The sequence below is a fragment of the Thalassolituus pacificus genome, from assembly GCF_025318105.1.
In the GTDB taxonomy this organism is placed as follows: domain Bacteria; phylum Pseudomonadota; class Gammaproteobacteria; order Pseudomonadales; family Oceanobacteraceae; genus Venatoribacter; species Venatoribacter pacificus.
Genome location: NZ_JAOANI010000028.1, coordinates 216,387 through 239,489 on the forward strand (window position 1 = coordinate 216,387; position 23,103 = coordinate 239,489).

The window sequence follows — 23,103 nt, forward strand, 5'->3', positions numbered from 1 at the left end:
TTTTTCGGGTGATGATGAGAAGTTATGGATCGTCTATTTGATTTTGTGGGCAACCACATCGAGCTGGTTGCTATCTGGGGCGCGTTTCTGGCTGCTCTGCTGTGGGACAACAGCCGTCGCAGCGGTCAGACTGTATCGACAGCTCAGGCCACGTTAATGATCAACAAAGAAAACGCGGTAGTGCTGGATATCCGTGACAAAAAAGACTTCAGCGCTGGTCATCTGGCTAATGCTCTGAACATTCCTTACAGCAATCTGGCCAGTCGTCTGAATGAACTGGATGCTCACAAAGAGCGCCCGATCATTCTGGTGTGTAAAACCGGTCAGACCGTAGGTGTGGCAGGCAAGATGCTGCGCGAAAAGGGCTTCAACGCTGTACGCCTGACTGGCGGCATGATGGAGTGGACTAATCAGAACCTGCCGGTGGTACGCAGCTGAGGCTGCTCCGGCACATAATAATCAGAAGGACATTACGACATGGCCGATAATCAACAGCCGCAGTTCGCTCTGCAACGTATCTATGTTAAAGACGCTTCTTTCGAGGCGCCGAATTCACCACAGGCTTTCAGCAAAGAATGGAAGCCAGAGATCAAACTCGACCTCAACAGTGGTGCGCGTAAGCTCGACGATAATCACTATGAAGTGTCTGTTAAGGTAACCATCACCGCGACCAACGATGGCGAAACCGCCTTTTTGGTTGAGCTGATTCAGGCTGGCCTGTTTGCCATGGTGAATATTCCTGAGCAACAGCTGAAGCCGATGCTGGGTGCTATGTGCCCGAATATCCTGTTCCCTTACCTGCGTGAAAGCATCGATAACCTGGTGGTTAAAGGTGGTTTCCCGGCACTGATGCTGGCACCGATTAACTTCGATGCCCTGTTCCAGCAGCGTTTGCAGCAGGAAGCTCAGCAGGCTCAGGAAGCCGCCGCCGAGCAGGAAACCACTCACTGAGTTGAGTATTGCTTTTCCGCTGATTCCGTATGTTCATCAGCGATAAAGGCCGCAACCTGTAACGGGTTGCGGCCTTTATTGTTTATGGCTTGGGTGGATTGCCAGTGTTATTAATAGCGCAACAGGCGGCCGCTGTCGGTGGCAATGTAGAGCTTGCCGGTGCTGTCGGTCGCCAGGGCTCTTATGCGCTCGTTCAGATTGGTCAGCAGACGTTCTTCACTGATGGCCTGTGGCTCGTTCTCCGTTCCGCCCAGCGTTACACGGTTCAGATGGGTCAGCTTCAGCGCTCCGGCCAACAGGTTGCCCTGCCAGTCTGCATGGGCCTTCCCCTGATAAAACAGTAAAGAACCGGGGGCGATGGAGGGATCATACATTTTTACCGGGTCGGTCATATCCGGGCGGCTGCGTGCCTCGCCGACATACAGCGGGTTCCAATACTCTTTGCCCCAGGAAACAACCGGCCAGCCGTAATTGTGTCCCTTTTTGATCAGATTGATTTCATCTCCGCCGCGCGGTCCATGTTCAATCGCCCACAGGCGCTGGGTGGCAGCATCGTATGCCAGTCCCTGGGGATTGCGGTGTCCATAGCTCCAGATTTCTGCCAATGCGCCGGGCTGGCGGACAAAGGGATTATCGGCCGGAATATCGCCATCACGGGTCAGACGCAGAATTTTACCGGCGTGGGTGTTCAGGCGTTGGCCGTTTTCGCGCTCCCCCCGATCACCAATGCTGAAAAAAACATGATCCTTATCAAAGGCGATGCGACTGCCAAAATGCTGGCCACTGCTGCTTGCCGACTGGCTGATCAGCAGCGTTTGCCAATCGGCGAGCTGAAAGGGTTGGCGGCTGATATCGAGGCGTGCACGCCCGAGCGCGGTGGCCGCCTGAGCTCGCTCCCCCTGCGCTAACGGAGCGCTCCAGGTGAAATAAATCCACCCGCCAGGCTGATAGTCGTCGGCCACGGCGACATCCAGCAGGCCTCCCTGGCCATCGAACCACACCCTGGGTGCGCCTTTAACCTCATGCAATTGCTGTTGCCCGGTGTGGAACAGTTGCAGGGTGCCGCTGCGTTCACTGATAAGGAGTTGATCGGGGGCAATAAAGGCCATACCCCACGGACGGCTGAGTGTATCAGTGAGAACTTCGGCAGCCTTGCCGGCATGCAGCAGTGGCGTGAACAGGATGCTGATGCACAGCAGCAGGATTTTCATCGCGGTACTCCCCGAATCAGGAGCCGCCATTGTATCCCAGTTGCCGCCAGGCTTCATAAACCATCACCGCCACGGCATTGGACAGGTTCATGCTGCGGCTGTCAGGCATCATCGGCAGCCGCAGCCAGTGTTCAAACGGCAGGCTCATGCGCACATCCTCCGGCAGGCCACGGGTTTCCGGGCCGAACATCAGGTAATCATCGGCGGCGAAAGCCACATCGGAGTGAGTACGCTGACCTTTGGTGGTCAGGGCAAACAGACGTTGCGGCTGCTCGTCTGCGAGAAAGGCGGCATAGCTGGCGTGAATTTTTACGCTGGCCCATTCGCTGTAATCCAGTCCGGCGCGGCGCAGACTTTTTTCTTCCATATTGAAACCCAGAGGTTCAATCAGATGCAGGCGGCAACCGGTGTTGGCGCACAGGCGGATGATGTTGCCGGTATTGGGCGGAATTTCGGGTTCGAACAGAACAATATTGAACATAGTGCCGGGCCTTATAAGCAGGCGGGCATTATAGGTGGCCCGACAGGTGCTGAACATAGACATTGGCCATCCTGCGCCAGAATCATGGTCTACACTTTCTTTAGATTATTTGGTTTTAAAGAGGTGGTCATGCGCTGGCCTTGGCAGAAACAAACCGTTCAGGATTTACGCTGTCTGGGCATTGAATTGCACCAGGGCAGAGGCTTTGCCGTGTTGCGCGACGGCGGGACGATACGCGAATGTTTCCGTCCGCAGCCCGGCGAGCAGGGATTGGACGGATTGGCGGCCTGGATACGGCATCAGGCGCTGGATGGCGTTGCTACGGTGTTATCGCTGGATGCCCTCGATTATGAATTACACCTGGTTGAAGCGCCGGCGGTAAGCGATGACGAGTTGGGCGACGCGCTGCGTTTCCGTATGCGTGATCTGCTGCCGCAGGGGGCCGAACAAAAAGTCATTCAGGGCTTCCGCATGCCCGCTGACGCGTATCGCCAGCGATTGGAAATGGCCTTTGCGGTGGTTATTGATCACCGTCGCATCAAAGAGCTGGTGCGCTGGTGTAAACATCAGCAATTAGCGTTGAGCAGCATCACCATTCCCGAACTCAGTCTGTTGCATCTGGTCGCTGAAATGGAGCCGGAGACGGCAGTTGGCGTGCTGCGGCTGGATGCTGACGACGGCATGATTTATCTCTACCGCGATGGTGGTTTGTACCTTTCCAGACGTCTGAATATCGGTACCCGTGCTCTGGGATTGGCGTCTGCCGTTGAGGATGAACTGAGCCTGGAAAGTGACAGCCGCATTGAGGCACTGGCACTGGATATTCAGCGTTCGCTGGATTATTTCGACAGCCAGCTGGGGATGGGGGTTGTCGGCCAGTTATGGGTGTTGGTGCCCGATGATGCTGATGTCAGCACATTGTTACCGGAACTGGAGCGCAGCGTGAATATTCCGGTGCGCAGTTTATTGCTCGATAACCTGTTTCATCACCATGCGGATAACAATAACACTGATGAACAGGCGCTGACCGCCTCGCTGGCGATTGCCTTGGGTAATGCATTGTCGTTTGAGCATAACAGCACGGCAATGCCTGTCGCCGGAAAGGTGGCCTGATGACCTGGCAGATTCAGCAGCGGGTTAATTTTTACCTGGAAGAATTCCGTCCTCCGGTTTTGCCGCAACCTGTCCGCCGCCTGTTGTTGCAGCTGGGTCTGAGTACGTTACTGATGCTGTTGGCGGCACTGGCTTTGCTCGGCTATTGGCAATGGCTGGGGAGTACGCAACAGCAAACCGAATTATTAACGCACAGCCTGACGCAGCAGCTGGAAGATGAAATGGCGCGTCACCCGCCATTGGTTGTGGACAGCGGCTTGCAGCAACAGCTGGCAGAGGCACGCCGGCAGCTGTCGAACAGTCAGAAAATTTTACTTTATCTGGGTCGTGAACAATTACAGCAAAGCCAGTCGTTTACGCCGCTGATTGCACAACTTGGCGAACAGCAGGTCAGCGGTGTCTGGTTGCAGAGATTTTCTGTGCGCGATGGCGGACAACAGATACGGCTGCAGGGCTTTGTCGATGAACCGTCCAAATTATCGCGCTATGTCGTCGAATTATTACAGCGCAGCGCCTATGCCGGTAAATCCTTCAGCCAGATTGATGTGCAGCGCAGCGAACAGCGCTGGCTGAGTTTTGTGCTGGACACGGAAGTGGTGAGTGCCGAGGTGCCGACCTCTGCCGGGCAGCGTTCAGAGCAGCATCAGGCCAGCAGGGGAGAGCGCTTATGAGCGGCTGGAAGCCTCACTATCAGCCCTCGCTGTGGTGGCGTCATCCGTTAGCGCAAAAGGGGATCGCTGCGTATAACGCGTTGCGTCCGCGTGAGCAGATATTGCTGCAGATTATTTTACACGCTGTTGTTCTGGCGCTGTTTTCGTTGCTGTTACTGCAACCTCTGTGGCAACGCAGCATGGCTCTGCAGCAAACCACCGTCAGCCAACAGCAGCAGAATCAACAATTGCACAACCAGCTGGAGCAATTACGCCTGCAGGCCATTAACGATCCTAATCAGCCGCTGCGTGATGAGCTGGCGCGTTTGCAGGTACAGCAAACCCACATGAATCAGCGCATTACGGCCTTGACTGATGCTCTGGTGTCCCCGGCACAAATGGTGCCGCTGCTGGAGCAAATGCTGAAGCAGGACAAACGCCTGCAACTTAAAAGTCTGGTCAATCTGCCGCGCCAGCCTTTGGAGCTTGGCGAAGAGTTTGCCGATGTGCAGCTCTACAGCCATCACTTACGGCTGACACTGGATGCCAGTTATGACGGTTTGCTGGCTTATCTTCAGCGGCTCGATGCGATGCCCTGGCGCTTGTTCTGGCAATCGCTGGATTTTCATATTGTGCAGCATCCCCGTGGCGAGCTGACACTTGAGGTGTACACGCTGAGTATGCGCGAGGAGGTTTTAGGTGGCTGAGTATTCTTTACCTGCCCAGGCCTGGTCGCACCGGTCGACAGCCCATCTGCTGCCGCTGCTGATATTCATTGTGCTGCTGCGCATCTTGCTCAGCCTGTTATTGCTTGGCGCCACGGTGGTTTTTGCCGCCGATCCGACGCAACCCCCGCCCTGGTTACAGCAACAGCCAGAAACGGTTGTGCAGCCGCAACAACCGATCGTGGTGCAGCAGATTCTGATTCGCAGTACTGGCAATCGTGCGGTTATTAATAACCAGCTTGTGCGTGCAGGTGATCAGGTTGACGGCGCTCAGGTTGTGGCGATTTATCCCGACCGGATTGTGGTGAAAATCCGGCAAAAACGACACGAATTGTCTTTACTTACTGATACTCGACGTACTTCTGAATAGGTATTTATTTTGTCTGTTGTCATTGTTTGTTGTATTGCGTCGGACCATTTTAAGCGCCTGCTGACTCTGGCTTTGCTGGTGTTATTGAGTGGTTGTGCGACGGTGGCACCTCAAGCGGAAAAAGACAGTGACGCGCTGTTACTGCAAACCGGTGCCGAACAACCGCAGGCTGATCTGGATCTGCAACAGCTGTTGCCACCACTGGATCAACAGCCAGCGTCGCCGGTGGAGCATTTTGATGTGCTCGCTGACCGTACTCCCGCCAGCGCTTTCTTTAACAGCCTGGTTGATGGCACCGGTTATAACCTGGTCGTGCATCCAGAGGTCAGCGGTGACATTACTCTGAACTTAAAAAACGTCACACTGCTGGAAACCCTGCAGGCCGTTCGTGATATTTATGGCTTTGATTTTGTGCAATCGGCTTATGGCATTCAGATTCTGCCGCGTCAGCAACAGACCCGAATTTTTCCGATTAATTATCTCAACGTAAAACGTTCCGGCCGTTCGGGAATGCACGTCAGCAGCGGGCAGGTGACATCAACCGATTCGCGCCAAAGCAGCACGCAGACCAATACCACCACCTCCGGCAGCAGCTCGCAGACGATTAACAGCAGTGAAGTGGATACCGAATCGAGAACGGATTTCTGGCAGGATCTTAAATCGACGTTGCAGCTGATGTTGGGGCAGGAAGCCGATGCCCAGGTGGTGGTCGATGCACACGCCGGTATTGTGGTGGTTAAAGCCATGCCAGGTACGTTAAATCATATTGCCAGTTATCTGGAAAAAGCCGAACTGAGTGTGCAGAAACAGGTTTTGATCGAAGCAAAAATTATTGAAGTGACCCTCAGCGATGGTTTTCAGTCCGGTATCAACTGGTCGGCTTTTGGCGGTAAAAATTTCCGGGGAACAACCTATTCATCGGCTAACAGCCTGACGTCTTCCGCGCTGGAAAATACGGATCTTATCGAAGGTGTTTTTACTGCGAATTTTGCGTTAGGTGATTTCGCCGGTGCTTTACAGCTGTTGCGCACCCAAGGTGAGGTAAAAGTGTTATCCAGCCCACGTATCGCCACGGTTAATAATCAGAAAGCGGTGATTAAAGTAGGCTCAGACGAATTTTTTGTCACCAACGTCAGCAATACCATCACATCAACCACAACCGGCAGCTCGAATACCCCGGATATTGAATTAACACCGTTTTTCTCTGGCATTGCGCTGGATGTCACGCCACAGATTGGCTCAGATCAGGAAGTCACACTGCACGTTCATCCGACCGTCACCGAAGTGGAAGAAAAAGTTAAAACAGTACAGCTGAATAACGATGACTATACGCTGCCATTAGCCTACAGCACGGTCCGCGAAACCGATTCGATTGTCCGTGCCCGTTCCGGTCAGGTGGTGGTTATTGGTGGACTGATGCAAAACCGCAAAGTACGCACCGATGCCAGCGTGCCCTGGTTGGGGAATATTCCGTTATTGGGCTGGTTTTTCCGCCAGACCCGGGAAGAAATCGTGCAGAGCGAGCTGGTTATTCTGATTCAGCCCAAGGTGATTGATTCAGCACTGACACGAGAACAGATAGACGAACTGAACCAGCGCTATTCGCGGCTTATGCCCGCCCGGAGGTAAGTGTGCAGATGACTCAGCTGGGCCAGGCTTGTGAGCAGTTTTACGGGTTTAAGCAACCACCGTTTGGCCTGACGCCGAATACCGATTTTTATGTGGAACTGCCCAGTCAGCAGCAGGCATTTGAATTGTTGTTGTTTGCGCTGTCGTCGGGTGAGGGTTTTATCAAAATTACCGGCGAGGTAGGAACCGGTAAAACATTATTGTGCCGCCGCTTACTGAATGCGCTGGCCAGTGATGGCGTGCGCAGTGCGTATATTCCTAATCCGGCGTTATCGGCTGCCGGTCTGTGGCGTGCCATTGCCCATGAGCTGGCATTAAATGCCGATGATAAAAGTGACCTGCAGGTTCAGGAAGCCATTCAGCAGTGCCTGCTGCAGTTCGCTCTGGCCGGTCAGCCGGTGGTGCTGATTATTGATGAAGCGCAATGTATGCCAGAAGACACGCTGGAAGCGCTGCGGCTGATTTCCAACCTGGAGACCGAGCGGCAAAAACTGGTGCAGATAGTATTATTCGGCCAACCCGAGCTGAATAACACGCTTGCCACGACCCGCTTCCGGCAGTTATTGCAGCGTATTACTTACAGTGCAGACCTGCGGCCATTAAATAACAGTGAAACCCTGGCGGTGTATCTGCAACAGCGTCTGAGCGTTGCCGGTTACCGTGGCATGCCGTTGTTTCAGACTTCGGCACTTAAACATTTATGGCAAGCCAGTCGTGGCATTCCCCGTTTGGTTAACATTCTTGCCGCAAAAACGCTGTTGGTGGGTTATGGCAATGGCTGTCGTCAGCTGGAAGCGCGTCATGTGGCTAAAGCGGTTGCTGATACCGAAGGCGCTTATCCTTTTGCGCCGGACTGGTCCTGGTTACGCCTTTCAACCGTTTGCGCCGCCGTGATTCTGGTGTTGATATGAGCCTGCTGCATCAGGTGCTGCAGGATATCGATAAGCGTGATGCTGTACCGTCGGCATTACCGCACGCTCTGCAAATGAGCCATGAATCCGCCGCGCTTGCGGCTTCCGGTACGGCATATTCTGCTTCAGAACGAGCACACTCTGGTGCGTTTACCCTAAAAGAACTCAGCATTAAGTCTATTCAGCCGCTGCTCTGGTCAGCACTGATGTTCGTGCCTGCTGTGTTCTATTTTTTACATCACGATGCTTCTCAACCTGAAGCAGCCAGCACCGTCAATACCGTTTCTCCGGTGACATCCTTTGTTGCAGAAAAACAGCCAGGTAAACCCTTAGTACTGAGGGATAACAACAATGCAGCAGAGCAAGCTGAAGCTCTGAGCGTACAAGCCCCTGTACCATTTGCTCCCGAAGCCGCAGCCGACCCCATTATTGCAGAAACTGTTGCTGCTGAACCTGTTGCTGCTGAACCTGTTGCTGTTCAGCGCGTAGCGGATAGGTCCCGCTCCAGCACAGCGGAAAAAACACAGTCCTCCATCCGTGCGCTTGAAACACAAAAAATAAAACCTGAGGTTGATGCGGCTGCAACAAAAAACAGCAGCGCATTCAACACAACGAATACCGTCAGCGAAAGCCGTTCATCGGTTGTGCGCAGTGGCCAGCAGGCGCAGCAATATTATCGGCAAGCCACGGAATATATGGCGGTGAAACAATTTTCACAGGCGTTGTCTGCGGTTGATCAGGCGTTGGCCATAGAGATTCGTGAGGACTATCTGGCGATTAAATTACGCATTTATCTGGAGCAAAAAGCACAGGATAAGTTTCTGCAGTTATACGCACAGAATACTTCCGTTCTGCATCCCTATTGGCTGGCAGTCGCCGCACCGGGATTGCATCTTTTTGGCCGTTTGGAGGATGCGGCCCGGGTGTATCAGCAGCTTATTCTGTTACAGCCGGAAGTGGTTAACTGGCCGCTGGCATTGGCGCAGGCACTGCAATCGGCCGGACGAACACAACAGGCGCGCAGTGTGCTGGAAGGTCTTTATCAACAGAATCGGCTGACGCCTGCCCAGCAGCGCTGGGTTGAGCAAAAATTAAGAAGATCAGGGCCTGTTAACACTAATTGAATCTGGACTGCTGAGAGCCAGTTTTTCTCAGAACAAGGAGAGAGGAGTGATATTAGCGGGCTAAATGAATGACGAACGACGACGTTAATGGGAAAAGCTGGCCTCAGCCCAGAGGGTTATGGTTAAAAATCCCTCATTCTGCGTTGCTGTTCGCTCGCTTAACCCGTTAGGCCACACTCTCAGCGCCTTGCCTGAGGAATTTTTAGCCAATAACAGGCCTGTTTAATTAGTGTTAACAGGCCCTAAGGTAATTTATGGAAACGCCCAGTCGTAAACGGGTTCGTGTCGGGGATCTGCTGCTGGAAAAGCAATTAATCAGCGAAGATCAATTGCAGCAGGCTTTGGCAGAGCAGAAAAAAACCGGTAAAAAACTGGGTCGTGCTATTACCGATCTTGGTTTTATTAAGGAAGACGAGTTGCTGCGCACCCTGGCAGCATTCTTTAATTATCCGTTTATTGATCTTGCCCGTTTCCGGATTCATAACCATCTCGTGCAGCGCCTGCCGGAAACTCATGCCCGGCGTTATCGCTGTCTGGTGCTTTCCGAAGAAAAAAACGGGTTGCTGGTGGGGATGGCCGATCCTACCGATCTGATGGTCATTGACGATCTGCAACGAATTCTGAAAACGCCGATATATCCGGCTTTTATCCGTGAGCAGGAATTGCTGTCGATTCTGGATACGGTTTACCGCCGTCAGGAACAGATGGCGACCATCGCCGGAGAACTGGAGGGCGAGTTACGCGGCAGCGAGTTTGATATTGATCAGATGGCGCAGTCATCGGATGTGAACGAAGCACCGGTTGTGCGTTTATTACAGAGCTTATTTGAAGATGCGGTGCAGATTAAAGCATCGGATATTCATATTGAGCCAGAAGAAAGCCAACTGCGTATCCGCCTGCGTGTTGATGGTGAGCTGCAAGAGCAGGTGATGAAAGAAAAGCGTGTGTCTTCAGCGCTGGTGTCCCGCCTGAAAATCATGTCCGGCCTGGATATCTCCGAAAAACGACTGCCCCAGGACGGGCGTTTTAATATTCGTGTCTCCCATAAAAATATTGATGTACGTGTCTCGACCATGCCGGTGCAGTTTGGTGAATCGGTTGTGATGCGTTTACTGGATCAAAGCGCCGGGATGCTCAGTATGGCAACGCTGGGCATGCCGTCACGATTGCAGAAACGCTTTGAATATCTGATTCATCGGCCACACGGACTGATACTGGTTACTGGCCCGACCGGTAGTGGTAAAACCACGACGCTGTATGCGGCGCTCAGTGTGCTTAACCAACCTGAGAAAAAAATTATTACGGCGGAAGACCCGATTGAATATCGCCTGCCACGGGTGAATCAGGTTCAGGTGAACAGTAAAGTCGGATTGGAATTTTCGACGGTCTTGCGCGCCGCGTTACGTCAGGACCCTGATATTGTATTGGTCGGCGAAATCCGTGACCACGAAACCGCAGAAATTGGTCTGCGTGCCGCCATGACCGGCCATATGGTGTTATCGACTCTGCACACCAACGATGCGGTATCAACCGTGGCGCGTTTAATGGATATGGGAGTCGACCGCTATCTGGTGGCGTCTTCATTGCGGGCTGTGGTGGCTCAGCGTCTGGTAAAAAAACTCTGCGGCCATTGTCAGCAGCCGCATGTCATGGATGCTCAGGAAAAATCCTGGCTGGACGTTCTGGAGCCGGGTGCCGGTACTCACAATTATCTCAGTGGTCGTGGTTGCCACCATTGCCACAATACTGGTTATCAGGGCCGAATCGGTATTTACGAATTGCTGGAAATGACGCCGGATCTGGTGGCGTCATTGCGTCACGATGATGCCCAGCTGTTTGCCGAGCAAGCAGCGGCCCAGAGTGGATTCCGTTCATTAGCATTGTGTGCCTTGGATTATGCCCGCGCCGGTGTCACGTCACTGGAAGAGGTCTTCCGTGTGTCGGCAGCGCTGGAAGAGGATCTGAGCCATGGCTGAATTTGTATACCGTGGCCGGGATCATCGCGGGCAGGCGGTTAATGGTGTGATTGCGGCTGGCAGCAGCCAGTCAGCGCTGGATCAGCTGCAACAACAGCAGATTATTGTACTGGCACTGGATGAAGCCGAAGAGGTTCAGGAGTCGTCAGGATTCAATATGACGCTGTGGTCACGCGAGCGTATCAGTGCGGATGAATTAATCCTGCTCACGCGACAGCTTTATTCGCTGAGCAAAGCGGGTGTTCCTATTATTCGTGCGTTAACCGGGTTGGCAGAGTCGTCGGTCAATCCGGCCATCAAAAATACGCTCAACGGTATTAATCACTCACTGGTCTCCGGATCGGATCTGGTCACGGCGTTTCGGCAGTACCCGCAGTATTTCTCGCCTATTTTTGTCAGCATGGTGCATATCGGTGAAACTACCGGTCATTTATCGGATGCTTTACTGAAACTGATTTCGCATCTGGAAATGGAGCGTGAAACCCGTAAACGGATTAAAGCCGCGCTGCGTTATCCCACCATGGTCGTCGGCAGTATCGGTATTGCTATGGTCGTGATTACGATGTTCGTCATTCCCAGCTTCAGTAATGTGTTCAACAACCTCGGTGCCGAATTACCGTGGGCAACCCGGGTGTTAATGGGCACGTCGCAATTTATGCAGGATTACTGGCTGTTATTGCTGGTGATGCTGAGTGTTTCTTTTTTTGCTTTCAGGTATTACATCAAAACCCCGCAAGGCGCGCTGTTCTGGGATGAAAAAAAACTGAAGATGCCCATATTGGGCAGCATCTTTGAACGCATTGCTTTGGCACGTTTTTCCCGTTCTTTCGCCATGCTGATGGCGGCTGGTGTACCTATCCTTCAGGGGCTTTCCATTGTTGCCGAGAGTGTCGGCAACCGTTTTATCGGAGCTGCCGTAAAAAGCATGCAGCACGGTATTGAACGCGGTGATCGGTTGACCAACACCGCCATTGCTACCGGCCTGTTTACTCCGCTGGTATTGCAGATGATGTCAGTGGGGGAAGAGACCGGTTCAATAGACAGTCTGCTGGATGAAGTCGCTGATTTTTATGAGCAGGAAATTGATTACGATCTGAAGCGGCTGGCCGATGCCATTGAACCCATTCTGCTGGTTTTTCTGGGTGTAATGGTGCTGATACTTGCACTGGGGGTTTTCCTGCCGATTTGGGATCTCAGTCGTGTGGCAACAGGTCGTTAATGTGCTGTTAAAAGTAATAAGTCACTGAAAACAGGAGAAATTATGTTTTGTTTCGTAAATAGCAACGGCAAAAAAAAATCACTGAGCTAAGGTTTCAATAGGCTTATGGATTGTGTCGGTTACCGTCAGTGGTGTGCTTATTCCAAGCTGGAGTTTACCGTCGCTATCGCTTTGCTGGCCTTGCTGCCTGCATTGTTGTTACCGCGCTACAACAGCTTGCTGGATGATGCCAGAAGGGCCGAAGTGATTGCTCAGGGCAGTAGCTTAAAAGCCGCGGTGCTGAAGGTACATGAACGCTGGTATCTGGATGGACAGCCGGGTGCGGTGAATAAACTTGCCGGCTTTGGCCGTAACGATGTTTCGGTATCGGCCATGGGTTGGCCGCAGGATGCTGACACCACTTCTGCAACGGCAGTAACAGGCAGCCTGAACAGCATACCGACAGCATCAGAGTCTGCTGCCGCAACCGCCCGTTGTGCACGTCTATGGCAGGCTTTGCTGCAGGACTCGGCGGCACCGCTGTATACCGCTTACGAACACGCGCCGGCAGACAGCTATCGTGTGCTCTGGATATCTGGTGTTTGTCGCTACGTCAAAGTAACGGCGATAAACAGCGGAAAAACCGCAGGCAAAGACGCCGGCGGGCAGGAAGAAAACGGAAGTCAGTCTTACATTGAATATAACGCGGCCAATGGCCGGGTCACTTGGTTTATCCGATAAGCAAGCAGGAGTCGGAATATGAAAAAACAAGCAGGTTTTACACTGATCGAACTGATCATGGTAATTGTGATTCTCGGCGTGCTGTCGGCTTTTGCTTTGCCCCGTTTTGCCGATTTTGGTGGTGATGCACGAACAGCCAGTATGAACGCTCTGGCGGGTGCGATGCGTTCAGCGGCGAATATTGCTCATGCACAACAATTGGCTAATGGTGCAGCATTGGGTGCCAGTGTCAGTCTGGAAGGGCAGACGATTACGATGGTTGATGGTTATCCGACAGCTGACGCAGCAGGTATTATTGCTGCGGCTCAAATCAGTAGCGATTACGTGCCATCCGGTACCGCCGCTACGGCAGGTACGACGGCAACCTTTAATCTTAATCCGGCCCGAACCAACTGCACTGTAACCTATCAGGCTGCCAATGCGGGCGGTACACCGGCAGTTTTGAGTCCGGTGATTACTGCAACCACTAATGGTTGCTAATCCTCGGTTGTAATGAAAGCGCACTTATCGGGCTTTACCCTGGTAGAACTGGTCATGGTGCTGGTTCTGCTTGGGGTGCTCAGTGCCATTGGCAGCAGTCTTTTTTCCCGTCCGGATAGTTTTTCTGCGTTAAGCGCCCGCGATCAGCTACAGGCGATGGTTCTGCTTGCCCAACAGCGGGCGTTGGCCAATGTCAGTGCCAGTCCTGTTATTCTCACCGTAGAACAAACCAGCGACGAGTGGCTGTTTAATCTCAGTCAGGGGGCGGTGTTATTTAAGGAGCGTCAGGCTCCTCGTCACAACGCTGCTCTCAGTCTTAATGGTTCGGCCTTCACTAATGGTCAAAGCAGTAGTTTTACCTTTGCCAGCGATACCTCTGTAGGCAGTACCCATCAGTTTATATTCACATCTGAAAACACTCATCCCCTGTGTCTTGCCGCCAGTGGTTTTGCATATCCGGCAACGTGTCAGCCCTGATCAGCTAAACTTAAGTGACCTTTGTTTAAGGTATTTTTTAACGTATATCTGAATCAATGATGCAAAAGTATTCAGAAGCTTTATTATTCCTATTTTCAGGCGCGGTGTTATGAACAGGCAGCAGGGACTGACATTGGTCGAACTGGTGATCATGCTGATTATTATCAGCGTGGCGCTGGTGGGTAGCCTGCGGGTATTTTCGCTGTTATCCGGCCGCAGTGCCGATGCGTTACTGCAGAGCCGTGCAACCAGCCTGGCGCAGATTTATCTGGATGAAATACTGGCCCGTCAGTTTGACGAAGCGACCGGCCCTGCCGGTGTTCCACCGTATAACGGCGTTTGCCGTATTACCGATGATGGTGAAAGCCGTGCTCAATACGATGATGTGGATGACTACAACGGTATTAATGCCGAAGATCCGGCTTTAATCGATCAAAACCTGGCCGGGCTATACAGTGGCTATAGCGTCAGTGTCGATGTGAATTGCGATAACTCGTTGGGCATTAATACGGGCGGAGCAAAAAGAATTGATCTGGCGATTACGGCACCTGACGGACGGATAAGCCGTTTTACGGCTTATAAAGGTAATTTTTAATGCAATGTCCACCGAGATCAAAAGGGCAGGCTTTTACGCTGATCGAGTTGCTGATTGTTCTTGTTGTGGGCAGCGTATTAGCCATTATTTCAGTGCGCTTTATCGGTGAAAGTGCACGGATGTTACTCGACAGCGGGGCTCGTCAGCAGTTGGCCGCGACAAGCAGCGTGATCAGTGAAAAAATCAGCCGTTTATTGCGTCCGGCATTACCGGGCAGTATTCGCACAACAGCCGACGGCCGCTGCATAGAATTTATTCCGGTGAACGTTGCGTCTGTTTACACCGATCTTGCACTGAATACGGTAATTACTGATTTTTCTGCCGTACCGGTCTCGGAGACTCTGGCAAACACTGGCTATGTGGCGATTTACCCCATCAATTCTACTGAGCTGTATAACCCATCGGCCAGTGGCGCATTAACGCAGTCCGTTGCTACTTTGCCTGCCCGTACTTCAGGCACGGCTGCGGTTACGGTCAGTTTGTCATCCGCCCATGAGTTTTTATCGGACTCACCTGTCAGACGATTTTATCTGGTTACAACGCCAGAAGCGGTTTGTCAGCAGGGCAGTTTTCTTTACCATTTCCGTAATTATGGTTTTATTGCCAATGTCACCTCGCTGGAGGCAGCGTTGCCAGCATCACAAGCGGCAGGACGCGATGTACTGGCCTACCCTCTGCAAAATAATTCGCTGAATTTCCGTTACTTGCCGCCGACACTGCAGCGCAATGGTCTGGTGACGTTTTCTTATGTGCTGGAAAACCTGTCCAGTAATGATCAACTGCAACAAACGCAGGAGGTACAGATCCGCAATGTTCCCTGAGTCTGGTGTAGGATTTTCTGTGGTTAGTCGGCAATCGGGTTTTGGTTTGCCGATGGCGGTGTTTGTGATTACGGTACTGGCATTGGTTATTGCGGCGATGGCGCAATTGCAGCAAAGCAGCAGCGAGGGAAGCAGCCTGCAGTTACAATCGCAGCGCGCGTTTTATGCGGCAGAGTCCGGATTGCAACTCAGTCTTAATTTACTCCTGCCGCCGGATGGCAGTGCGGGCAGAAGCTGTGCAACAACACCATTTTATGTGCACACTTTTTCTTCGCCGTCTTCTTTTTATGGCTTAACTAACTGCAGCGTTACTGTTGAATGTCAGAATATCGCAGTTGGCAGTGAGGTTTATTTTACGCTGACATCAGACGGCATCTGTGGCAGTGGTACCGACAGCGCCCGGCGTACAACCGAAGTGAGAGTCAAATAATGCGCGCTGTTATCGGTCTGTTTTCACTCTTTTTTCTGTTATGCAGTGCAGCTGTTTACGCTGCTCCCGGCGATGTTATTTTCAGTGATGATTTTGAACGTAGCAATCTGGGGGGCAATTGGGCGGCTAGCAGTGGCACCAATACCGGTATCAGCAGTGCCACCGCAAACTCTCCGTCGCGCAGTCTGTTTCTGCGCTGGAATACGGTAACGGTCGATACACTCGCTTTTGATATGGCAGGTAAGGCCGGTGCCATATTATCGTTCTGGTGGCGGCGCGGTGATGACAGTTTCAGTGAAGATCCGGATGGTAATGAAGACCTGACGGTACAGATTTTATTGAACAACACTACCTGGGTAGAACTGGATCGTTTTGACGGTAATGGCACGCCCGGAGAGTCTGGTCTGGCTGAATATGTATTACCCGCTCAAGCGATGTATACCGGTTTACGTGTCCGCTTTCAGCTTGACCGGGGTAGTGGCGCGGATAACGATTACTGGCATGTTGATGATGTCATGCTGACCGAAACCGCAGGCTATTGTGGTGGCAGTGATGTTATTTTCTGTGACGATTTTGAGCGAAGCTTTCTGGGTGGCGACTGGAGTGTTACGACGTCTTCCGGCGGTGATGCCGGAATATCTTCTGCGACATCCAACAGCCCGACGCGCTCACTCTATACCAGCAGTGGTATTGCCAATGTACAGCTTAAAACGCTGGATTTAAGTGTTTATGCCAGTGTGACACTGGAATATTGGTGGCGGCGCGGTGATGACAGTTTCAGTGAAAATCCGGACAATAACGAAGACCTGGTGGCTGAATTCCGAACCGGCTCTGGTGGTTGGACGCCACTGGAGACGATTATCGGTAATGGTCCGGCGGGTGCCAGTGGTAACAGTGTTTTTGCGTTACCTTCCGGAGCTCTCAGCAGTAATTTCCAGTTTCGCTTTCGCCAGACCGGTGGCAACAGTGGTCCCTTTGATTATTTCCATCTGGATGATCTGCGCATTACCGGCAGTGCGCCTTTAACCTGTTTTAACGACGGTTTTAACCGCGGTGCTAATAACAGCGACTGGGTAACCTCGGCCGTTTCTGGCGGTTTTACTCCGGTTCCGGTGAATAATCGTCTGCGTTTAACGCAGGATGTAACCTATCAATCGACCGCTTCGACGTTGCAGCGCTTATTTCCCGCCGCCGATAATATTGTGATTATTGAGTTTACTCATTATGCCTGGTCAGCCAGCGGCGGTTCGGGGGCCGATGGTATTACGGTTGTATTTTCGGATGCCAGTATTACGCCGCAGCCCGGAAGCTTTGGTGGGTCATTAGGCTATGCACAACGGGATAACGGCGACAGTGGCTTTGCCGGTGGCTGGCTTGGCATTGGCCTGGATGAGTACGGCAACTTTTCTAATCCGACTGAAGGACGTCTTGGTGGGCCGGGAGCCCGTGCCGACAGTATTACCGTACGCGGCTCCGGTTCAGGCAGTAATGGTTACCGCTATCTGACCGGAACCAACAGTTTATCTCCCGGCGTTGATCAGCGCCCGACATCGTCTGCCGGTGGTCCGGCTCATCGTTATCGTTTTACCATTGATTCACGCACGGCGGGACAATCCATTATCAGCGTTGAACGCGATAGCGGTGCCGGCTTTGTTACTCTGGTTGCGCCGGTTAATATCGCCAGCCTGAATGGTCAGGCGGCTATTCCGCAGAATTTATTATTATCATTAACCGGTTCAACCGGAGCATCGAGTAATTACCACGAAATTGATCAGTTACGGGTGTGCGCCAATACCATTAATCCGATTGGCCCAATCGTTCATCATTTTGAACTGGATTACGCCAGCAGCGCATTAACCTGTTCCCCACAGGACGTGTTGATCCGCGCCTGTGCGAACGCCAGCTGCTCCAGTTTATATACCGATCCGGTGACCGTTACGCTGGGCCCTTCTGGCTGGGAGGGGGGCGATGTACAAGCCTTCAGTGGTGGTTCAACCACGCTTTCTTTACGGCAGAATAATCCGCTAACGGTCAATCTTCAGGTGCTGTCATCAGTACCGGTATCGCAGGCATTTACCAGCAATCTGTGCTCGCGTGATGGGGGAGCATTATCCACCAATTGCAGTATGACCTTTGCCGATTCCGGTTTTGTGCTGGATATACCGGATTTTGCAGCGGGGCTTGGCGCCAGTAATGTGCTGTTAAAGGCGGTGAAAAAAGACGAAGTTACCCGGGCTTGTGTGCCGGGGTTTGCCGGTGTCAGTCGCGATATTGCTTTTAACTCGGAATATATCAGTCCGGATAATACCTCTCGCGTGGTTTCCTGGCCGGTCAGTGTTAATGGCAATGCCATCGGTGATATTTCTGCATCAGCGGTCACTTTAACGCTGAATTTTGATGCTGATGGCGAGTCCCCTCTGACCATTAACTATGCCGATGCCGGGCTGATGCAGCTGAATGTACAATACAGCGGAACGGGTGCAGAAAGCGGTTTAACCATGAGTGGCAACGACCGTTTTGTCAGTTACCCGGCAGGGTTCTGTATTCAGACCGATGCCAATGCCGGTGAGTGCAGTCCCGCAGCTCCTGCAACCTATGCTGATTGTCCGGCTTTTGTTAAAGCCGGTGATGATTTTAATCTGAATATTTCTGCCGTCGGCTGGCAGAAACCTGGCAATTCTGATTTTTGCGATAATACGCCAACGCCCAGTTTCTCACTGAATAATATGGCTCTGAGTACCGAGTTGGTTGCACCTTCCGGCGGTGTGAATGCCGTATTCAATCCGGCGCAATATAATCACAGTGCTGCCACTGATAACAAAAATATTCTGACAGCGAATGTATCAGAAGTCGGCGTATTTAATATCCGTTTAACGCCGGGCAGCAATTATCATGGTGTAACTTTGTCTGCATCCGTCAGTACTCCGACCGGGCGTTTTTATCCGCATCATTTTAACGTCAGTGAATTGGTTACCGGGCAGTTGCAGCCGTATTGCAGTACGGATTCTGCTTTTGCTTACAGCGGCCAGGATATTAACTGGCAATTGGCCCCGGTTGTGGAAATTCAGGCGCAGAATGCCGCAAACAATCTGACGCAGAATTATACTCAGGCCGGGTTTATGAAGTTACCACTGAACCCAGCCATATTTTCTCTGCCGACTACAGACAGCAGCGCGTTGGCCAATGATGGTTTACCCATCTCGCTGTCAACATTGATTAATGCCGGCAGCCTGACCACCGCTGCGGCAGGCATTCTGAATTACACCCTCAATGCGCTGGATGACCGCTTTACGTACACTAAAGAATTGAGAGCTGAAGTTGACCCGTTTATTCCGGATCTGGCATTAACATTAAACAGTTTTGCCGATACCGACGGTGCCGATATTACAGCCCCTTTAGCGCTGAATATCTTGTCTGTTTTTGAACTGCGTTACGGGCGCTTATGGCTGGAAGACAGTTACGGCCCGGAAACACAAAACTTACTGATGCCGGCACGGGCAGAATATTTTTCTGTCGGACGCTTTGTGCAGAATAGCGATGACAGTTGCTGGAGTTACGACAGCAGCACCGATGCCAGTGTGTCACCGTCAACGCTGACCAGTGTGCAGGGTAACAGCCGGACATTAATCCGTGGCCGTAATACCGATGCGGTGTTATTACAGGCGCCGGTTTTACACGCCGGTGCACCGGATACCGGCACGGCAACGGTTGGCTTTAATGTACCTTTATGGCTGCAGGATGATTTTGATAGTAACGGCTCGCTGGACGACCCGCAGGCCACGGCTACCTTTGGTATTTACCGTGGCCATGACCGGGTGATTTACTGGCGTGAAGTCAGGCCCTGAGGCCTGACCGAAGAACCTGCGTTACTCGTCGCTGTCGTCGTCATCATCCGAACCGTGGCCGTCCATATTCAGTTCTTTGATTTTACGGGTCAGCGTATTACGTCCCCAGCCCAGCAGGTTGGCGGCATCACGACGGCGTCCGGCTGTATGCTTGAGTGCTGTTTCAATCATGATGCGTTCAAATACCGGTACAGCGGTATCCAACAGATTGGTGACTCCGTTTGCCAGTTGCTGATCAGCCCAGAAGCGCAGCGCCTGTTCCCAGTTGCCTGAGGTATGAATGCTGCCTTGCTGCTCCAGTAATTCCGGCGGTAAATCACTGATTAATACTTCACGGCCGGACGCCATGACGGTGATCCAGCGGCAGGTATTTTCCAGTTGGCGGACGTTGCCGGGCCAGTCGAGCGAGCTTAAATAGTCTTCCGTTTCGCTGCGCAGGGTTTTGGCTTCGACTTCCAGTTCTTCTGCGGCACGTTTTAAAAAGTGCGACAGCAGTTTGGGTATGTCTTCGCGACGGTCGGCCAGGCGCGGCAGATGAATACGGATAACATTAAGGCGGTGGAATAAATCCTCCCGGAAGCGGCCTTCTTTCACCAGACCTTCAAGATTCTGGTGGGTGGCGGCAATAATGCGCACATTCACTTTGACCGGAGTGGTACCGCCGACGCGATAGAATTCACCATCCGCCAGAACCCGCAGTAAGCGCGTCTGGGTATCGGCCGGCATATCACCGATTTCGTCGAGAAACAGGGTGCCGCCATTGGCTTGTTCAAAGCGCCCGCGCCGCTGACCACCGGCACCGGTAAACGAGCCTTTTTCGTGACCGAATAATTCCGATTCGATCAGATCTTTTGGAATAGCCGCCATGTTCAGCGCGATAAAAGGTTGTGCCGCACGTGGACTGTGTTTATGCAGAGCATGGGCAACCAGCTCTTTACCGGTACCGGATTCACCGTTAATTAACACGGTAATATTGGATTGCGACAAACGACCAATGGCGCGGAAAACTTCCTGCATGGCCGGAGCTTCACCAATAATTTCGTGCTCTTCGGTTTCTTCTTCTGTCTGCGGAGCATTGGCATTTAATTCGGCAAAATGCGCAATGGCACGATTAATTAAGCTGACGGCTTCGTCCACATCAAATGGCTTGGGCAGATATTCAAATGCCCCTTGCTGATAAGACGATACGGCACTTTCCAGATCGGAATGGGCGGTCATGATAATAACCGGTAAATCCGGGTGGGCTTCATGGGCATGGCGCAGCAGTGCCAGACCATCCATGCCCGGCATGCGGATGTCGGAGATGATAGCGTCCGGATGTTCGCGCTTTAATGCGGCCAGTGCAGGCTCGGCCTGTTCAAATACACGGGTGGCTATGTTGGCTTGTTCCAGCGCTTTTTCCAGAACCCAGCGGATTGATTTGTCGTCGTCGATAATCCAGACAGTGCTCATAGTTATTCCAGAGGTAAATAAATAGAGAAGATGGTTTTACTGGCGTCACTGACAAATTCAATGATGCCGTTCTTCTGATTAATAATGGATTGAGAAATGGACAGACCCAGTCCGGTGCCATCGGCGCGACCGCTGACCATCGGGTAAAACAGATTGTCACGCAGCTCTTCGGGAATGCCCGGGCCGTTATCGCTGATATCAATTTGTGCGACCAGACGATGACGATGATGGCCAATGGTAAACTGGCGTACGGTACGGGTGCGTAAACTCAGCTGCGGATGTTCCAGCGCCGGTTGCGCTTCCAGCATTGCCTGCATGGCGTTACGACAGATATTCAGCAGCGCCTGAATAAGCTGGCCTTTGTCGGCTTCAAGTTCAGGGATGGAAGGATCGTAATCACGTTCAATATTGATGCGTCCGCCGGACTCTACATCAATCAGCTGACAGACGCGTTCCAGCACTTCGTGAATATTAACCTGCTCCTGTTTCGGAATCTGGCGCGGGCCAAGAAGACGGTCGACCAGATCACGCAGGCGGTCGGCCTCTTCAATAATAATGTTGGTGTATTCCTTCAGATCTGCAGAAGGTAAGGCACGCTCCAGCAGCTGTGCTGCACCACGGATACCCCCGAGCGGATTTTTAATTTCATGGGCCAGGCCACGCACCAGTGAGCGGGTGGTTTCCTGCTTGGCAATCAGCTGCTCTTCACGGCTGATGCGCATCAGCCGGTCACGCCCCTGCAGTTCCACTAATAATGATGGCAGGCGGCTCTCCGGATGAGACACCGGACTGACGCTGTAATCCAGCGTCATTTGTTGTTGGTTGTGCAGCTGAATGGTGGCTTCGCGTTTGGTGTAGGAGTGGCCGGTGATAATGGCCTGCTCCAGTGCGGTGGTGGCTTCTTCCGATTCAATCGCAAGCTCGAAAAAGGGAACGCCAAGGCAGCGCTTGCCACTCATTTCCAGTAGCGCTTCGGCTGCCGGGTTCATATACAGAACGGTCAGGTCTGCATCCAGCAGCAGAACCCCGGTATTCAGGTGTTCAAGTAAACGTTGGTTAATAATCGGGCTGGCCAGCATGCTTGTCTCCGTTTGCTGCCTGTAATTACGCCGCATGAGGCGTGGGTCAGGCTGCGCCGCTAAGGATTATCTCAGAGGGCTGCCATGGCCATCTGTCAGGCCGCTAAAACATTGTGCAACTGGCTTTCAGCAAAAACTGAGCCATCTATAAGGGTAATGAAACAGGATGCACAATATTAGCGCCGGGATAGGCGATTCATGTAGCTAAGTCGAACATGAATGAACATACAGGAGAAAAACGCGCACAAAAATAGTGCTGATCAATATTTTTGTGCGTCATTCTGGTGCTTTGTGGATTATCGGCCTGAACGGTTCAATACCGAGGCGCGCTGCACATAAATTGTCACGAGATTGCTGCTGATGATGGTATTACCGGCTTTATCGCGCACCACCAGTTGCAGGCCATGCTCGCCGCGGCTCAGATTGGTGAGCTGGAAAGCCGTCTGGCGTCCCTGACGGATAATCTCGCCATTATCGAGCAGGTACAGGGTATCGGCTTCGCGCAGCCCCGGACTGAGTACTCCGGACACCTCCACATTGCCGGCAAAGCCCGTCGGAATATCCTGACCGTTAGACGGCGTAATAATGCTCAGGCTGGTGTAGTTAAAGCTGGGCTCGTTTACCTTGGCTGGCTGATGGGCGCTGGGGGGCGCCACATACGCCGGAATGGACGGCAGTTCTTTCACCGCATGCTTTTCTGAATTCTGCCCCGGTTTATCGCTGAAGACGACATTACCGTTGGCATCACGGCTAATATATACCTCGGTCGCCAGGCTGCTGGTGCAGGCTGCTGATAAAAGAATGAGTGACGCCAGTGTCGTTTTTGTCATGGTAATCCTGCTGT

Annotated in this window: 23 protein-coding genes; 18 read left to right on the top strand and 5 right to left on the bottom strand. The window is 52.4% G+C overall.

From position 1 onward, the window contains the following. Positions 1-24: 24 nt before the first annotated feature. Both NYR02_RS15615 and secB read left to right on the top strand, forming a co-directional pair. Positions 25-438 (top strand): rhodanese-like domain-containing protein, encoded by a 414-nt coding sequence (locus tag NYR02_RS15615; RefSeq protein WP_260977284.1) that lies wholly within the window; start codon positions 25-27, stop codon positions 436-438. Between the two features lie 39 nt (positions 439-477). Then, positions 478-951, top strand: coding sequence for a protein-export chaperone SecB (gene secB, locus NYR02_RS15620; protein WP_260977285.1), 474 nt, complete (start codon positions 478-480; stop codon positions 949-951). Positions 952-1,061: 110 nt separating this feature from the next. On the opposite strand, the gene NYR02_RS15625 is transcribed toward secB, so the two are convergent. Together NYR02_RS15625 and trmL are read right to left on the bottom strand one after the other, a co-directional pair. Continuing rightward, on the bottom strand, positions 1,062-2,162 hold the full coding sequence (locus NYR02_RS15625; RefSeq protein ID WP_260977286.1) for a PQQ-dependent sugar dehydrogenase: 1,101 nt from the start codon (positions 2,160-2,162) through the stop codon (positions 1,062-1,064). Between the two features lie 16 nt (positions 2,163-2,178). After that, a complete protein-coding gene (trmL, locus tag NYR02_RS15630) occupies positions 2,179-2,643 on the bottom strand; it encodes a tRNA (uridine(34)/cytosine(34)/5-carboxymethylaminomethyluridine(34)-2'-O)-methyltransferase TrmL (protein ID WP_260977287.1) in 465 nt (154 codons plus the stop codon). A 129-nt stretch (positions 2,644-2,772) separates the two neighbouring features. Between trmL and NYR02_RS15635 the strand changes: the two genes are divergently transcribed. From NYR02_RS15635 to NYR02_RS15710, 16 genes are all read left to right on the top strand, one after another. Further along, complete coding sequence (locus NYR02_RS15635) at positions 2,773-3,756, top strand: hypothetical protein (protein ID WP_260977288.1); 984 nt, start codon at positions 2,773-2,775, stop codon at positions 3,754-3,756. Further along, entirely contained in the window at positions 3,756-4,427 is a 672-nt protein-coding gene (locus NYR02_RS15640; RefSeq protein WP_260977289.1) for a hypothetical protein, read from the top strand. Before NYR02_RS15635 ends, NYR02_RS15640 begins: the two co-directional genes overlap by 1 nt. Continuing rightward, positions 4,424-5,113, top strand: coding sequence for a type II secretion system protein GspM (gene gspM / locus NYR02_RS15645; protein WP_260977290.1), 690 nt, complete (start codon positions 4,424-4,426; stop codon positions 5,111-5,113). The genes NYR02_RS15640 and gspM overlap by 4 nt, the downstream gene beginning before the upstream one ends. Continuing rightward, positions 5,106-5,501 (top strand): hypothetical protein, encoded by a 396-nt coding sequence (locus NYR02_RS15650; RefSeq protein ID WP_260977291.1) that lies wholly within the window; start codon positions 5,106-5,108, stop codon positions 5,499-5,501. The genes gspM and NYR02_RS15650 overlap by 8 nt, the downstream gene beginning before the upstream one ends. A gap of 9 nt (positions 5,502-5,510) precedes the next feature. After that, positions 5,511-7,130, top strand: a complete 1,620-nt coding sequence (gene mshL, locus NYR02_RS15655) for a pilus (MSHA type) biogenesis protein MshL (RefSeq protein WP_260977292.1) — start codon at positions 5,511-5,513, stop codon at positions 7,128-7,130. Between the two features lie 8 nt (positions 7,131-7,138). Then, complete coding sequence (locus tag NYR02_RS15660; protein ID WP_260977694.1) at positions 7,139-8,041, top strand: ExeA family protein; 903 nt, start codon at positions 7,139-7,141, stop codon at positions 8,039-8,041. Beyond that, on the top strand, positions 8,038-9,165 hold the full coding sequence (locus NYR02_RS15665; protein ID WP_260977293.1) for a tetratricopeptide repeat protein: 1,128 nt from the start codon (positions 8,038-8,040) through the stop codon (positions 9,163-9,165). Before NYR02_RS15660 ends, NYR02_RS15665 begins: the two co-directional genes overlap by 4 nt. 254 nt (positions 9,166-9,419) lie before the next feature. Continuing rightward, a complete protein-coding gene (locus NYR02_RS15670; RefSeq protein WP_260977294.1) occupies positions 9,420-11,141 on the top strand; it encodes a GspE/PulE family protein in 1,722 nt (573 codons plus the stop codon). Next, complete coding sequence (locus NYR02_RS15675; protein ID WP_260977295.1) at positions 11,134-12,360, top strand: type II secretion system F family protein; 1,227 nt, start codon at positions 11,134-11,136, stop codon at positions 12,358-12,360. The genes NYR02_RS15670 and NYR02_RS15675 overlap by 8 nt, the downstream gene beginning before the upstream one ends. Positions 12,361-12,465: 105 nt before the next feature. Continuing rightward, the gene (locus tag NYR02_RS15680) at positions 12,466-13,080 is read left to right on the top strand and encodes a hypothetical protein (protein WP_260977296.1); all 615 of its coding nucleotides are present in this window, start codon (positions 12,466-12,468) and stop codon (positions 13,078-13,080) included. An 18-nt stretch (positions 13,081-13,098) separates the two neighbouring features. Next, positions 13,099-13,560, top strand: coding sequence for a type II secretion system protein (locus tag NYR02_RS15685; RefSeq protein ID WP_260977297.1), 462 nt, complete (start codon positions 13,099-13,101; stop codon positions 13,558-13,560). Positions 13,561-13,572: 12 nt separating this feature from the next. Continuing rightward, positions 13,573-14,037, top strand: a complete 465-nt coding sequence (locus NYR02_RS15690) for a prepilin-type N-terminal cleavage/methylation domain-containing protein (RefSeq protein WP_260977298.1) — start codon at positions 13,573-13,575, stop codon at positions 14,035-14,037. Positions 14,038-14,146: 109 nt separating this feature from the next. Continuing rightward, a complete protein-coding gene (locus tag NYR02_RS15695) occupies positions 14,147-14,632 on the top strand; it encodes a type II secretion system protein (RefSeq protein WP_260977299.1) in 486 nt (161 codons plus the stop codon). After that, entirely contained in the window at positions 14,632-15,453 is an 822-nt protein-coding gene (locus tag NYR02_RS15700) for a type II secretion system protein (RefSeq protein WP_260977300.1), read from the top strand. Before NYR02_RS15695 ends, NYR02_RS15700 begins: the two co-directional genes overlap by 1 nt. A gap of 19 nt (positions 15,454-15,472) precedes the next feature. Beyond that, positions 15,473-15,883 carry a type IV pilus modification PilV family protein gene (locus tag NYR02_RS15705; protein ID WP_260977301.1) on the top strand — a complete coding sequence of 137 codons (411 nt, stop codon included), beginning with the start codon at positions 15,473-15,475 and terminating at the stop codon, positions 15,881-15,883. After that, on the top strand, positions 15,883-19,728 hold the full coding sequence (locus NYR02_RS15710) for a DUF6701 domain-containing protein (RefSeq protein ID WP_260977302.1): 3,846 nt from the start codon (positions 15,883-15,885) through the stop codon (positions 19,726-19,728). The genes NYR02_RS15705 and NYR02_RS15710 overlap by 1 nt, the downstream gene beginning before the upstream one ends. Positions 19,729-19,749: 21 nt before the next feature. On the opposite strand, the gene ntrC is transcribed toward NYR02_RS15710, so the two are convergent. The 3 genes from ntrC to NYR02_RS15725 form a co-directional block, all read right to left on the bottom strand. Next, entirely contained in the window at positions 19,750-21,180 is a 1,431-nt protein-coding gene (gene ntrC, locus NYR02_RS15715; protein WP_260977303.1) for a nitrogen regulation protein NR(I), read from the bottom strand. Positions 21,181-21,182: 2 nt separating this feature from the next. Beyond that, positions 21,183-22,259, bottom strand: a complete 1,077-nt coding sequence (gene glnL / locus NYR02_RS15720; RefSeq protein WP_270049644.1) for a nitrogen regulation protein NR(II) — start codon at positions 22,257-22,259, stop codon at positions 21,183-21,185. A 296-nt stretch (positions 22,260-22,555) separates the two neighbouring features. After that, positions 22,556-23,089: a DUF4124 domain-containing protein gene (locus NYR02_RS15725; RefSeq protein ID WP_260977304.1), complete on the bottom strand. Its 534-nt coding sequence runs from the start codon at positions 23,087-23,089 to the stop codon at positions 22,556-22,558. Positions 23,090-23,103 lie beyond the last annotated feature (14 nt).